This is a genomic window from Vibrio sp. OPT41 (assembly GCF_015163595.1).
Classification (GTDB): domain Bacteria; phylum Pseudomonadota; class Gammaproteobacteria; order Enterobacterales; family Vibrionaceae; genus Vibrio; species Vibrio alginolyticus.
Genome location: NZ_JADDYH010000036.1, coordinates 379,997 through 394,507, shown reverse-complemented (window position 1 = coordinate 394,507; position 14,511 = coordinate 379,997). Strand labels below are relative to the sequence as shown.

Genomic DNA, 14,511 nt, shown 5'->3' with positions numbered 1-14,511 from the left:
GTATCGGAATCGAGGTACCATCTCAGTAAATCGGTTTTATAAAAGGTTACTTTTATATGCTGAATAAGGCGATTTTTAAAAAAGCCATCATTTTCCTTCTGCCTATTCCCTTGATTATTGGAGAGGTTTTGTATTTAGCTCGTGAAAGCGTGCAAAACAATCTTAATCATTTATTAGAAAAAAATGTGCAAATTGCAGATGAAATTTTATTCCAAATAGAGACAGAAAACCGCACGGCGCTGCTACACCCTGAACGATGTGAAGAGCTCCAGCAAAGCTTAATGTTTGAACGAGATATTGAAGAAATGCTCATTGTGAAAGAGGGAGCCATTACTTGTTCTTCGAAATTGGGAAGTATCTCTAAACCGTTAGCTGAGCACATCACCTTTCCTAAGGGACAAACGCTAGCGTTTGGTAGTGTTGATAGCTTGTACGATCAGTTCTTGCTTGTGGTAACGGAGGGAGAGCGGGGTTATCAAGCCGTAACGATTATCGATCATGACTACTTTAATGCAACAATAGGGTTTAACAACGATTTACGCCTAAAACGCTCTGCGCTGTTTATCCATGATCAAGTTTCACCTGAAGGAGCATTAAGAGCGGGAAGTAATCCTATCGGTATCAAATCGTCGCAAATGTTTGAGTATGAAGCTTTGAGTGAAGCCAGCGATCTTTTCGTCAAACAGAGAACACTTTCCTATTTTTTGTACTCAATTCCAATTATTTTCGTTATCTACCTTTGCTTGTATGCGTTGAATAAGTTTATTGATCCCCATCGCAATTTGATACTGGATCTTAAAAGAGCGATAAAAAGAGGAGAGTTGACCTTGTATTACCAACCGCAAGTTAACGTTGATACCGGCCAGTTATTCGGGTTTGAAGCGCTAGTGCGATGGGAGCATCAAAGTAAGGGGTTCATTTCTCCGGATGAGTTTGTCCCTGCGGCAGAGCAAAGTGGATTGGTTTTTTTACTTACTGATTTCGTTCTGGATAAAGCGGCAGAGGACTTCAGTAAATTAGGCTTTGATCAGCCTGTTCACCTTGGTATTAACGTGCCGCCTGGTTATTTAGTCGGACCAAACGCGATCAGAAAAATTCAATTGCTCGACAGACAGTTGAGCCGAAACAAAGTCTCATTAGGGGTTGAGATAACAGAGCGTCAGCTCATTGATTCAGAGGCGAGAAAATGCATTGCAGCGCTGCGAGTGCATGGTATTGATGTGCTGATCGATGATTTTGGAACTGGCCAAACCTCGTTAGCATTTCTACAGCACATGCGCATAGATTACTTAAAAATCGATAAGTGCTTTGTCGAAACTATTGGTATTCCTAGCCTTAGTGCTTCTGTCTTAAAAGCGATGGTTCACTTCGCGGAAGAATTACAAGTACAATTGATCGCTGAAGGCGTGGAAACCATAGCGCAAGCTGAACACTTAAAGCAGATGGGAGTGAGATATCATCAGGGGTACCTGTACTCCAAACCATTACCTTATGAGCAGCTTGCGCAGCGAAGTCATTATGATTGGTAGACGTTAGCTCTATGACACTGAGCATTTTCATCAAACACAAACTCTAACTCATTTTTGATGCTATCTAAGCGGTCTTCTTGGTAGTGAGACACATACAATAGTTGGCTTAAATTCTCTCTAGCGATGAGTTCAAGTGTGTTCTTAACTAACCGTCTACCCAAAAAATCTAACCCTTGATACGGCTCGTCCAAAATCAATAATGTGGGTTGTTTCACGATGGCTCTTGCAATCAGTAACAGTCGCTGCTGACCGTACTCTAATTGCTTAAATGAGGTTTTTTTGTACTGGCTCATATGTAAGATATCGAGCCACTCGTTTGCAATATCCATTTCTTTGCGAGTTGGCTGGTTATACAACCCAATCGAATCGTAAAATCCTGACAAAATGACTTCTAATGCGCTGCAATTGACTCGATATTGGAGGTGTAGCGCTGAAGACACCATACCGATATGCTGCTTAATTTCCCAGATTGTCTCGCCAGTACCACGCTTTTTACCAAAAATATCAATGTCATTGCTGTAGCATTGCGGATGATCGCCAAAGATCAATCCAAGTAAGGTACTCTTTCCACAACCATTTGGGCCTTTGACCTGCCAATGTTGGCCCTTGTCTATGCGCCAGTTCAAGTCAGTAAAAATCTTCTTATCGGTATATTCAACAGCCCCATTCTTTAGTTCAAATATTGGGTTGTTGAATGGTGTCGAGTGCTGATGCTGACGTATCAAGCTCATCATTTCTTCACTCTGTTGTTCTGACTGAGATTTAATTTGTCCAATGATTGGATGATTATCCCAACTGGACTTATCCATTGTACTATCAAGCTTTCCTGCACTGAAAAGCGCGATGCTATTGATCCACTCAGGCATGTCAGATTCGCGAGAGAAGGTTATGAGTAGTTGCACATTTTGAGAAAGCGAGTGTAAATAGCGAGCGAGAGCAGCTCGGTGCGCAATATCTAAGCCAGTAAATGGATTATCGAGTAATACTAAGTCAGGTTGTGTGGCTAAAGCTCGGGCGAGCATTACTCTTCTGGTTTCTCCGGTAGAGAGAACACGGAAGCCACTATCTCTAAGATGACTTAGGTCGAGATCATTGACTAGCTGTTCAGTTAAGTTAGTGTCTTGGCTCTGTTCTAGGATTAATGAATAAACAGTGCTTCCTTGGTCGATACGATCAAGAAAATCCGTATCATCTTTTTCTAATTCTCTTTCCAGTAATCGCTGTTGCTCTGATAACGACACTTGCGCAACGGATAGCCCATTTAGCTCAATTTCCCCACTATTTGGTGACATTTCATCACAAATAAGGTCTCCAAGCAGAGAGCCAATATCTCCATCCGCGCTGAATATCCCCCAAGACTGCTGAGTGTTAATTTTCCAATCGTCAATAAACAAGTGTGTCGTGTTTCTCTTAGCTGCAAGCTGACGAAAGTGAATAGTCATTGTGTTTGTCTTCCTTGTTTTCGTTTTAGTGGATTACTTATAACAATTTACGAACTCAGTACGGAAGCGCTTTTGTGTATTAATTTTGAACAGTGCTCAGTCTTGTGCATATCAACGAAGCCTTGTATTAGAGGATAAAAATGCGACTAGAGTCATTAAGTAACAAGTAAGCTTGTCAATAATTTTGTTTTATTTTTGAATCAACCTATCATTATGCATGTGAATGTTATGCTGATAAGTTCATATTTGCCGTTTGTTAATTAATCAATGTAAGGACACATGTTTATGAGTGAAACGGAATACGATTACCCCTCGAGTTACAGCCTAGTTTCCATTACCGATACCTCCAGTTACATCAAATATGCCAGTGAAAACTTTAATGAAGTAGCGGGGTTTGATGAAGGGGAGCTTATCGGTAAACCCCACAATGTTGTGCGTCATCCTGATATGCCAAAACAGGCTTTTAAAGATTTATGGACTCACCTGAAAACTGGCAAACACTGGATGGGAATGGTCAAAAATCGACGTAAAAACGGCGGCTATTATTGGGTTGACGCGTTTGCTTCTCCTATAAAATCTAATGGTGAAGTTGTGGAATACCAATCAGTGAGATTTAAACCTGAGCGTATACACATCCAGCGAGCGGAAAAAGCGTATTCGAAGCTTCGAAATAATCGTAAGCCGTGGAAAATGTATCTTCCTCGTACACGTTTGTGGATGAGATCGGCCTTCTTCCTTTTAATTTCAAACCTTCTTGGCTTACTCACTCTACAAATGAATCAATCACCAGTGATAGCGTTTAGCGTTGTTGCGTTACTTTCCGTTTTCTCTATTTATGTATTAACCAGACCAGTTGAAAAGCTCGCTAAACAGGCTAGGCAAGACTTCAACAATCCACTTATGGAATATATTTATTGCGGAAGAATCAACGATCTGGCTGAGATTGAGCTGGGTATGAAGATGCGTAAGCAATTTGCCAATGCGCTATTGGGGCGCGTTGGCGTGTCTGTAAAAGACTCTTGCGAAGAAACGCGCGCAAGTGCTAACAGTGCTGCGACAAATAGCCAGCAAGTGACGGAGAACTTAAGCGCACAGAAAGTGGAGATTGACTCGGTCGCAACAGCGGTCAACGAGATGCAAGCCTCTTCATCTGAGATATCAAATAATGCTCAAGCGACCGCCGAGGCTACGTTAGAAGCGCAAAATACGATGATAGACAGCCGTAGCGTTATCGATAATGTTAACCAATCGGTACTAGAGCTGGTGGGTGAGCTCGGCGAAATATCTAAAGTGGTCATACGTTTGAACCAACAAACCGAGCAAATTGGAACCGTTGTTGAAGTCATCAATGGTATTGCCGAACAAACTAATTTATTAGCGTTGAACGCTGCAATTGAAGCCGCGAGGGCAGGCGAACAAGGCAGAGGGTTTGCCGTTGTAGCAGATGAAGTGAGAACCTTAGCTAAAAGAACTCAGGAATCGACAACAGAGATTAAATCGGCCATTGAAGGGATTCAAAATGGGAGCAAATCAGCGGTTTCTGCGTTAGAGAAAGGTAATGAAATGTCGACCGGAACGGTAACATTGCTAAGTACTGCTTTGGATAGCATTCAACAACTGGAGTCCCTTGTTCAGGACGTCGTCGAACGAAACCAACAAATTGCGGTCGCGATAGAAGAGCAGGTTTATGTAACGGATGAAATAAATGAAAACATCCAGTCGCTTAATTTAAAGTACAGTGAATCGTATGAACTGATGACTGAAACGAATCATATGAACACCAAAGTGCAAAATTGCACCAATGACCTGTCTGAAATGATTAAGAAGTTTGCTTAAACTTTAGAAAATCGAAGTTAAAAGCCCGCTAAACATTAGCGGGCTTTTAACTGGAATATAGTGAAGTGCTGGATTCGCTTACGAGCGAGGATTTCTAAATCTCGTTTTTGTAAGAGCTAAAACGACGAGAGCTCGCAATAAATGCGAGCTCTCTAAATAAGTGGCGGAGAGATAGGGATTTGAACCCTAGATACGCTATTAACGTATGCCGGTTTTCAAGACCGGTGCTTTCAACCACTCAGCCATCTCTCCGTTGTGGGCGGTATAATAAGGAGCATAGTCCGACTTGTAAAGTGCTGAATTATAATAGAAGTACTGTTTGCTTGTTTTATGATCACTGATCTGATGTTGGACAGTTTGAAAACGGAGTGAAAAAGGGACAAAAAGTACCAATTTATAGAGTTTTTACTTTATATTGGCGCACGTCAATAAAATGGTGTTTTATTGTTATCTTGCTGATATATAAGACATAACATGCTTTTAGGGTACATGTGTTCGCCCGAAAGTATTTGCAAGACTTTGTGAACTAATTCAAAATTAACTGGTATAGCCAGTTGTGCTTAGAATTCTTAAGGGTGTTTATGAAGGTCACAAATCTATTTAAAGACAAAGTTGATGCGATTTCTGCTCATCAATCCGAGTTTATGAATTGGATGTCTCCAACGTTACGCGATTATTGGAGTGACTTTTTGGGGAAAGCTCAAAATAGCTTTCTTTTCTCAAAAGTTCGTGATCACCAGCAGCCAGCCGTCAACGAAGAAGTTGCACCTCAACCTGCACCGATCGTAATGGCACCTGAGGCTCAAAAGCTTTATGACGAGTTAAGTGAAAAAATTGGCGAAGTTATTCACACTGGTGATTGGGTTCATGTGTCTCAAGAACGTATTAACCAATTTGGTGCGGTAACGGAAGACATGCAATGGATTCATACTGATCCAGAGCGTGCTTCAACTGAATCTCCATTTAAGACAACTATCGCTCATGGCTTTTTAACATTAGCATTGCTGCCTAAACTGACGGATTCAGTCGATCCAGACAAGCCAATGTTCCCAACAGCTAAGATGGTAGTTAACTTGGGTTTAAACCAAGTCCGTTTCCCTTACCCTGTCAAAGCAGGCAATAATGTTCGTGCAGTCAGCACGTTAACAAAAGTAACGCCAATCAAAAAAGGTTTGGAGATTGAGCGCGAAATTAAAGTGGAAATTGAAGGTATTCGTCGACCTGGTGCGGTTGTGGTCTCTGTAATTCAACTGCATTTCTAATTCCGAAACCGGATAGAACACGACATAGTAAAAGAGAGCATCAAGGTGCTCTCTTTTTCATTTTTACTGATTAAAGTTTTTTACTGGCGTATAACCGTAACCTGCAATCGCTTTTTGTCCCTGCTCTGAACGAAGGAAAGCGATAAAACCTTTACCTGCATCGCTAATCTTATCTACTTTGTATAGCACTAGGAATGGTCGCGCCAACTTGTACTTATGATTGCTAATGTTTGTCGAGGTTGGGTCAATACCATCTAACTGAATCGCCTTGATCGAGCGATCTACTGACCCTACAGAGATAAAACCAATGGCGCGAGTGTTATGGTTAACAATGGTTTTTACCATGCTGTTGCTGTTTACAACCAAGTTGTTTGGGCTGATATCCGAGACAAGGCGATCATTAACGATTTTGGTCAGTCCCAGCAAGCTTTCGAAGCTGTAACGTGAACCTGAAGACGCTTCTCTAGTAACCACCGCGATAGGCTGATCTGCGCCCCCGACCTCTTTCCAATTCTTAATTTTACCTTTGTAAATATCAAATAGTTGTTGCTGAGAAAGGTTTTCTACAGAGTTGGTACGGTTTACAACAACAGCGAGGCCATCATAAGCGATAGGGTATACATTGAGATCTTCACCTTTTTCGCTTTCAGTCAGATAGCGAGAGCTCATGCCTATTTCGGCTACTCCTTTATTGACCATGGTGATACCAGCACTCGAACCAATGCCCTGAACAGCAACGTAATCGTCTGGGTGTGTTTTGTTGTATTCCTCAGCAAGTACATCCATCACACGAGCAACCGACGTTGAACCTGAGATGTTGATTTCTTTTGCAATGGTAGGGAGGGAGACTGCTATGGCCAATAACGTCGCCACAGTAAAACGTAACATATTAAACTCCATATACGGGATAAAGCAGAGTTTATGATATTGCGTTCAGGTTACACTTTTGTGAACTGTTAGCGCTAAACAAAGGAATTGTTTCTAGTCAAGAGGTGATGGAGCTAGCGTTTCCAAGTGGATTGAGATGATAATCTGGGCAAATGATAATATAGCTATCTTATACTTGAGTTAGGTAGATAACTACCATCGGTGATGATGTAAAGGTTATATACTAGGATCGACAGCTCTAACTATCATCCATCGGGAGAACGTTGATGTCAGTGTCCCAAATGGCGACAAGTCGTTTATACAAATCAGTTCAATCGCTCTGTTCTGCGCGTAATGCTAACTTGCCTGTCGAACAGGGCAAGTGCCTCTATGAGCTAGTAGAAAATGGCGTTGAGCTTCATCGGGCGCATTTTCTCCTCGACTCCCAGCATAGCGAGTATACTTCTCCCGTCGCGAAGATCATGTTTGATGAGGACAACCAACTTTGGTATTTCTATGTTCCCACATATCACAACGAGCTGTTAAGGTGGGTGCCTTATAAGCCACTTCCATTTAGCCGAATGCTTGAGGACTTACTCAACGAGTTGGAGCGCGATCCTCAAGCGTGTTTTTGGGAATAGGGCGAGCCCAACGGATGCGAATGCCGACATGATTTATACTTTAGGCCTAACAACTTGGTTTCTAAAGTCTTTGGGGGGTCATGTTGTAAACGGATTTAAATGCTGTACTGAAATGCGCTGCACTTTTAAAACCAGACTCAAACGCTATTTCTGTTATTGATTTTTCTGACTTGCGCAGTTGGGTTGCTGCGAAGTTTATCCGTTTCACCTTTAATATCTGAGAAAACGAAAGATCATCTGCGGCGAGGCGACGTTTTAAGGTCGCGATGGACATGCTCATATGAGCCGCTAAGCCTTCTAGCGTGATGTCTTTTTCAATATTACCCTCAATGTACTTAATGGCTTTTTGAGAGTCGCTCAGGCTACTTGCATCATCTATGATAGATAGAATGTTTGGCTCTACCTCAACCATCAACGACAGCAATGCCATTGCGATATGGCTTTGTGTGTAGTCTGGAGCGTTGCGACTCGCTAACTTAACCAACATGTCCTTCAATTGTGCTACTTCGCTACTGGATTGCGTTGAAAAAGGATAGAAGCGCCTTTCTTCCGTTTTGGAACGTAGCATCGGGTGCGCTTTCTTAAAGTCACAGAATATGTTTGGGTTGAAGACCAAAGCCAATGCTTTAAAGCCTCCGTCACTAGAGACGGCTTCTGCACTGCTCAGATCTGCGGAGTTATAGAGTGTGAAATCTCCGGCTTTAAGTTCAAATTGCTCGCCATTAGGTTGATGAACTAATAGGGCACCTTCTTCAACAATATATAACCCATTATGTGTTGCAGTGTAACGCTCACTTTTGCGCGCAGTGAAGTGATTAAAGCGAATGATCTCAATGTTCGGCATACTCTTTCTTATCGTTTTACATAACAAATAAAAAAGGCGCTCAATAGAGCGCCTTTTAACTTCATTCGGTATTACTCACTTACAGTCTGTTCTGTTTGTGCTGCTGGTTGTTCAGCGAATACCTGGGTTGGCTTTGCAACTAAACTGCGGTTTTCTTGGTTTACGTCCGTAAGGACAATTTCCAATGTATCCCCAAGTTTGTATACGACCTCTTTATCGATAGAGATGGTACCGTTGTCGCCATTGCACTCAATTCTTTCTTTATTATCAAGAATTAGTGCACCAGGAATAAAGGCTGCTGCGCCATTTTCGAGAAGTCGGACACGTGCGCCTGCACGATTAATATCGAAAATCTCACCTGTGAAACAAGTTTTCTTACTCGGCTCATCAGCAAGCGTGCGTGCATATAGCCAATCTGAGACATTTCGCTCAGCGATTTTATGATGTTTACGATGTAGAGCTAGCTCTTCGCCTACTTGGTCATCTGGTTTTTGTACGGGTTCTTTACCAAGGATGACGGCCTTCAACATACGGTGGTTGATCATATCACCGTATTTACGAATTGGTGATGTCCAAGTTGCATAGATGTCTAAACCCATTGCGTAATGAGGCAGAGGCTGATTACCCACCTCACTGTATGCTTGGAACTTACGAATGCGGTTATCTAGATAAGACGTTTCTTGAGCTGCCAACCAGCGGCGCAACGCAGCAAAGCCTTCTAGCGTAGCAATAGACTCCGCTGTGAACTCCAACTGGCCTTCTGGATTGACAAGTTGAACCACTTCTTCAATCTTCTCGTTCTTGATACCTGCATGCGTATTGAAGACACCTGTTTCAAATTTATCGCGTAATGTACGACCTGCACAGATGTTTGCGGTAATCATGGATTCTTCAACAAGACGGTTTGCACTGCGGCGCATGTCTGCGTGGATAGCGATTACATCGTTATCTTCACTGAGCTCAAAACGGTAGTCAGGACGATCAGGGAAGACCACTGCGTTTTTCTCACGCCATTCAGCGCGAGCAAGAGAGAACTCATAAAGATCACGAACGATGGTCGCGATCTCTTCAGATGGCTGCCATGCTTCAGAGCTGCCGTTTTCTAACCAATCAGACACGTGATCGTATGCTAGGCGTGCATGTGATTTGATGTTTGCCGCGAAGAATTTAATATCGTCGCCAATCACACCATCTTTACTTACCGTTACGGTACAGCAAATAGCAGGGCGGGTTTCACCTTCAATCAGAGAACATAGGTTGTCCGCTAAATCACGAGGTAACATCGGGATGTTGCGGCCTGGAAGATAAATAGTATAGCCACGCTCACGCGCTACTTTATCCATTTCATCTTCAGGTGTGATGTAGGCGGTTGGGTCCGCAATAGCGATGGTGAGTTCGAAATCGCCAGATACGGTTTTCTTCGCGTACAGCGCATCGTCCATATCTTTAGTCGATTCACCGTCGATAGTGACGAATGGAACATGAGTCATGTCTACGCGTTCTAGCTCCGCGTCGTCTTTCAGTTCCCAGTTATCGATGCCTGCTGGCTCAGAGTTTGGTAGATCGTTTTGAGCAAGCGTTACCCACCAAGGCGCAATTTTATCATTCGCGTCAGTGATTTTTTCAGAAATTTCTACGAAGAAAGAGTTATCGCCTTTTAGAGGGTGGCGAATAAGATGTGCGACAACCCAATCACCTTCGGCGAACTCGTCAGGTTTTAGACCTTTCTTTAGTTTCGCTTTAAGAGATAGCTTTTTAAGCTGTGGGTGATCAGGTGCTACGTTGAGCTTGCCTTTGAACATTTTTACTCGACCAATAAAGCGAGTCACGGCTTGTTCCAGCAGCTCTTGTGGCTCTGCAACTTCGCGTTCATTTTCGGTGCGGATAATGGCGATGACTTTGTCACCGTGCATGCACTTTTTCATGTACGCAGGCGGGATGAAGAAGCTCGTCTTACTATCCACTTCCAAAAAGCCAAAGCCTTTATCTGTGGCTTTTATTGAGCCTTCTTTTTTAGGCAGGTTTTCTTGGATTTGCTGCTTAAGCTGAGCGAGTAGTGGGTTATCTTGAAACATCTTTTCTTAAATTACCTATGGAGTTGGGCACACTATAATCATTGCGAGCTATTATTACTACCTGTGGAGCGTAATTTCGCCGTGAATTTTGCCAATTTAACCACGAGAAATTGGCTTAAATATTGATGAAATTCTCATCTGTGAGTTACGCGAATCTACGGGGAATGGTAGGGTTGGTGGAAAAATATGCTAAAAATACCATTGTTGAGAATAAATTGTGATGTAATTCAATTTTTTCTGGATTTTTTTATGCTTTTAAGGAATAATCCGCCTCCCTTAGTCGTCCCTAATGGCTTATCGCGGTTGTGTACTGTGCTGTGTTCCCGTCTGAATGGAATCAGTATCTGGATGGATCAGTATCGAATTGGAAGAGCATATGGGACTGTTTTTTTGTTTAATTAAGTAGGATCCCAATGCAAGATTCTGTTATTCAATTCAGTGATTTATCTCTGAATGATTCTATCCTTTCTGCTCTAGACGGAATGGGTTTCGTGTCACCAACTCCAATTCAGGCTGCGGCAATCCCACACCTATTGGAAGGTGCTGACGCGCTGGGTAAAGCTCAAACAGGTACAGGTAAAACAGCAGCGTTCTCTCTGCCTCTTCTCAACAAACTCGATCTAAACCAACGCAAACCGCAAGCGATTGTACTTGCTCCGACTCGTGAGCTGGCAATTCAGGTTGCAGCGGAAATGAAAAACCTTGGTAAAAACATCAAAGGTTTGAAAGTTCTAGAGATTTACGGTGGCGCATCTATTGTCGACCAAATGCGTGCTCTTAAAAGTGGCGCTCATGTAGTTGTTGGTACTCCAGGCCGTGTTCAAGATCTTATCAATCGCGAACGTCTACACCTAGACGAAGTTAGTACTTTCGTTCTTGATGAAGCAGACGAAATGCTAAACATGGGTTTCGTAGATGATGTAACTGCGATCATGGAGCACGCTCCAGAGTCAGCACAACGCGTTCTGTTTTCTGCAACTATGCCTCCAATGCTGAAGAAGATCGTTGAACGTTTCCTTCGTGACCCTGTAACGGTTGACGTTGCTGGTAAAAACCACACTGTAGACAAAGTTCAACAACAGTTCTGGGTAGTGAAAGGTGTAGAGAAAGATGAAGCGATGTCTCGTCTTCTTGAAACTGAAGAAACTGACGCGTCAATCGTATTCGTACGTACTCGTCAAGATACTGAGCGTCTGGCTGACTGGCTATCTGCACGTGGCTTTAAAGCAGCTGCACTGCACGGTGACATTCCTCAGTCTCTACGTGAGCGTACTGTTGATCACATCAAACAAGGTGTTATTGACATTCTAGTTGCAACTGATGTTGTAGCTCGTGGTCTTGACGTTCCACGTATTACGCACGTATTCAACTACGACATCCCATTTGATGTTGAGTCATACATCCACCGTATCGGTCGTACTGGCCGTGCTGGACGTAAGGGTAAAGCGATCCTTCTAGTTCGCACTAACCAAATTCGTATGCTTCGCACTATCGAGCGTGTAACTAAGTCATCTATGGAAGAAATCCAACTTCCTCTACGTGACCAAGTTGCTGAAGCTCGTCTAGCTAAGCTAGGCGCTGAGCTTGAAGCAGAGAAAGAGCACAAAGCACTAGACAAATTTGCTGAGTTGGTAGAGAAACTACAAACTTCTCTAGACATCGACCCAGCAACACTTGCTGCTATGCTTCTTAAGCGTCAGCAAGGCAAACGTCCTCTGTTCTACATTGGCGAAGACCCAATGGTTGAAGCAATTGAGCGTGACAAGCAACGTCGTAAAGAGCGCCGTGAAGGTGGTCGCGACGGCGGTCGTAACTTCAACAACCAAGACTGGGATACTTACCAGCTTCAAGTTGGTCGTGAGCAAGGCGTTCAAGTTAAAGACATCGTTGGCGCTCTAGCAAACGAACTAGGTCTAGGTAAAGGTTCTATCGGTGCGATCAAGCTAGCTCAAGGTCACACATTCGTACAGCTACCTAAAGCAATGACTTCAGACGCGGCGAACAAGCTAAGCAAACTACGTATCCGTCAACAAGATGTTGGTGCTGTAGTATGTGACTTCGATGATTTCCGCGAGTCTCGTGGTGGTCGCCGTGACGGTGGTCGTCGCGATGGTGGTCGTCGTGATGGCGGTGGTTACCGTGGCAACCGCGAAGGCGGCAACCGTGGTGGTGATCGTCGTGAAGGCGGCCGTCGCGAAGGTGGCTTCCGTGGTAACCGTGACGGCAACCGCGATGGCAATCGTGAAGGTGGCGAACGTCGTTTCGATCGCAACCGTGGTGGTGATCACCGTGGTGCACATCGTGGTGAACGTGGTCACGGTCGTGGCCGTCGTACAGACGCATAATCACTAGTGATTAAAGCGACGGTTTAAGTCGCTACAAAAAGAATTGAAAGCCGAGCAAAGCGCTCGGCTTTTTTATGCGCGTCTAATACGGTTTTGCTTTTTCATCGTGTTTGTTTACCCAACTTATTACTTCGTCTAAGGGCAGGACAGAACAAGTAACCCTGAATGATGTCACAGCCTCGACTTCTCAAAAAATGCAGTGTGTCCATGTCTTGAACGCCTTCTGCTACGACCGAATACCCTAATCCATGTGCTAGCGCAATCGTGTTCTCAACGATAGAGCGGGAGCCTTCAGTGCGGCTTGCTGTGGAGAGAAATGAGCGGTCGATTTTAATTTGATCAACCGGAAGATCTCTTAACAGTGACAAAGATGAATACCCAGTGCCAAAATCATCCAAGCTGATCTTTATACCTAATCCTTTAATTTGATGAATTAAGGGGTTGAGCTCAACGACCCTATCGATCGCCATCGTTTCAGTGATCTCTAAACTTATTAGGTCAGCGAATTGCGGGTTTACTTTGAGCAAAGTTTCTAAGCGATTAAACAGCAAGTTAGATGAGAGATCTTTCGCTGATAAGTTTACGTGGACAGGAAGCTTAATGCCTTTCTCTATAAATGTTTGCAGATCCCTTTCTACTTGGTTAAGAACCCACATGGTAATGTTGTGCACCTGATTGCTACGCTCTGCGATAGGAATGAAGTCGTTGGGTGAGATCGTTTTACCATTTTCGTCATGCCAACGAATCACTGCTTCAAAACCGACAGCTAAGTTAGTGTGTGCATCAATCAACGGTTGGTAATACAACTGAAACTCTTCTTTTTCAAGCGCACATTGAATACGAGAAGATATCTCAAGTTGGTACTTAGCCCCGACGTTCATATCCTCATTATAAAACGCACAAAGATTGCCATTACGCTTGGCGTGATACATAGCGATATCTGCGTGCTTGATCAAAAGATCATTGGTTAGGGCGTCATATGGGTAGGTTGTTCTTATACCGAAAACAACGCGGCAGGAAACTTGAAACTCATCTAAATGAAAGCGTTCAGACATTGCAGAATCTAGTTCTTCTATGAGTTTTTTACCCGTTTCCTCGCATGCAGAAGAGGTCAGGATGACAAATTCATCACCACCAACGCGGAATATCTGGTCATTGCCTTTCAGTTTCCCCTGAAGGCGTTGACCAATTTGAATAAGTAACTGGTCTCCACAAAAGTGACCCATTGCATCGTTGACTTGTTTAAAATTAACCACGTCAAAAAGGATCACCGAGAATGGGTCTCTAGATTGTATTCTGCCTTCGATAGACTCAAAGCAGTATTTACGATTAGGGAGCCCAGTAAGAGCGTCATGGACAGCATTGCGCTTCTCTCTTTCAGCAACGGTATGAAGCTCTAATATCGAATCGTTGCTCCACTTAATCACCAGCACGACAAAGATACTGCCGCCAAAAAGTATAAGAGAAACCCCCGTTTCTAGGAGAGAAGCAATAGGTTTTTGCATGATGGCGTGCAAAAAAACGGCATAAGCAAAAATGAAACAGCTGATTAACAATAATAGGTAAGTCCACCCGGTTACGTCAGTTTTCGAGCAGATGTTTTTTGTCATCTGCCATCCCCAGCAGAGCAAAATCAAACCTAAGATCACTAGTAGAAACGCAATAGTGAG

The 14,511-nt window shown here is 43.4% G+C and carries 8 protein-coding genes, 1 tRNA gene and 2 pseudogenes; 5 read left to right on the top strand and 6 right to left on the bottom strand.

All coding sequences use genetic code 11. The features are described from left to right. The first annotated feature begins 56 nt into the window (after positions 1 to 56). On the top strand, positions 57 to 1,529 hold the full coding sequence (locus IQP38_RS16060) for an EAL domain-containing protein (RefSeq protein WP_193837757.1): 1,473 nt from the start codon (positions 57 to 59) through the stop codon (positions 1,527 to 1,529). Here IQP38_RS16060 and modF read toward each other — a convergent pair. After that, positions 1,517 to 2,971, bottom strand: a complete 1,455-nt coding sequence (modF, locus tag IQP38_RS16055) for a molybdate ABC transporter ATP-binding protein ModF (protein ID WP_193837756.1) — start codon at positions 2,969 to 2,971, stop codon at positions 1,517 to 1,519. The genes IQP38_RS16060 and modF overlap by 13 nt on opposite strands. Positions 2,972 to 3,256: 285 nt before the next feature. On the opposite strand from modF, the gene IQP38_RS16050 reads away from it, so the two are divergent. Beyond that, complete coding sequence (locus tag IQP38_RS16050; protein WP_193837755.1) at positions 3,257 to 4,807, top strand: PAS domain-containing methyl-accepting chemotaxis protein; 1,551 nt, start codon at positions 3,257 to 3,259, stop codon at positions 4,805 to 4,807. A 161-nt stretch (positions 4,808 to 4,968) separates the two neighbouring features. Here IQP38_RS16050 and IQP38_RS16045 read toward each other — a convergent pair. Further along, positions 4,969 to 5,059, bottom strand: a tRNA-Ser gene (locus IQP38_RS16045). Positions 5,060 to 5,388: 329 nt separating this feature from the next. Here IQP38_RS16045 and IQP38_RS16040 point away from each other — a divergent pair. Next, a complete protein-coding gene (locus tag IQP38_RS16040) occupies positions 5,389 to 6,069 on the top strand; it encodes a MaoC family dehydratase (RefSeq protein ID WP_005375670.1) in 681 nt (226 codons plus the stop codon). Between the two features lie 63 nt (positions 6,070 to 6,132). Here the strand turns inward: IQP38_RS16040 and IQP38_RS16035 are convergent, their stop codons facing one another. After that, positions 6,133 to 6,957: a phosphate ABC transporter substrate-binding protein gene (locus tag IQP38_RS16035; RefSeq protein WP_064354614.1), complete on the bottom strand. Its 825-nt coding sequence runs from the start codon at positions 6,955 to 6,957 to the stop codon at positions 6,133 to 6,135. 266 nt (positions 6,958 to 7,223) lie between these two features. Here IQP38_RS16035 and IQP38_RS16030 point away from each other — a divergent pair, with 266 nt between their 5' ends. Continuing rightward, positions 7,224 to 7,577: a DUF3024 domain-containing protein gene (locus tag IQP38_RS16030; RefSeq protein ID WP_017635751.1), complete on the top strand. Its 354-nt coding sequence runs from the start codon at positions 7,224 to 7,226 to the stop codon at positions 7,575 to 7,577. Positions 7,578 to 7,610: 33 nt separating this feature from the next. Here the strand turns inward: IQP38_RS16030 and IQP38_RS16025 are convergent. Both IQP38_RS16025 and rnb read right to left on the bottom strand, forming a co-directional pair. After that, positions 7,611 to 8,421: pseudogene (locus tag IQP38_RS16025) on the bottom strand (helix-turn-helix transcriptional regulator). A 71-nt stretch (positions 8,422 to 8,492) separates the two neighbouring features. Beyond that, a complete protein-coding gene (rnb, locus tag IQP38_RS16020) occupies positions 8,493 to 10,496 on the bottom strand; it encodes an exoribonuclease II (protein ID WP_053350659.1) in 2,004 nt (667 codons plus the stop codon). Positions 10,497 to 10,909: 413 nt separating this feature from the next. On the opposite strand from rnb, the gene IQP38_RS16015 reads away from it, so the two are divergent. Continuing rightward, the gene (locus tag IQP38_RS16015; protein ID WP_005375680.1) at positions 10,910 to 12,841 is read left to right on the top strand and encodes a DEAD/DEAH box helicase; all 1,932 of its coding nucleotides are present in this window, start codon (positions 10,910 to 10,912) and stop codon (positions 12,839 to 12,841) included. 72 nt (positions 12,842 to 12,913) lie between these two features. Here IQP38_RS16015 and IQP38_RS16010 read toward each other — a convergent pair. Then, positions 12,914 to 14,451, bottom strand: a pseudogene (locus IQP38_RS16010) (putative bifunctional diguanylate cyclase/phosphodiesterase). Positions 14,452 to 14,511 lie beyond the last annotated feature (60 nt).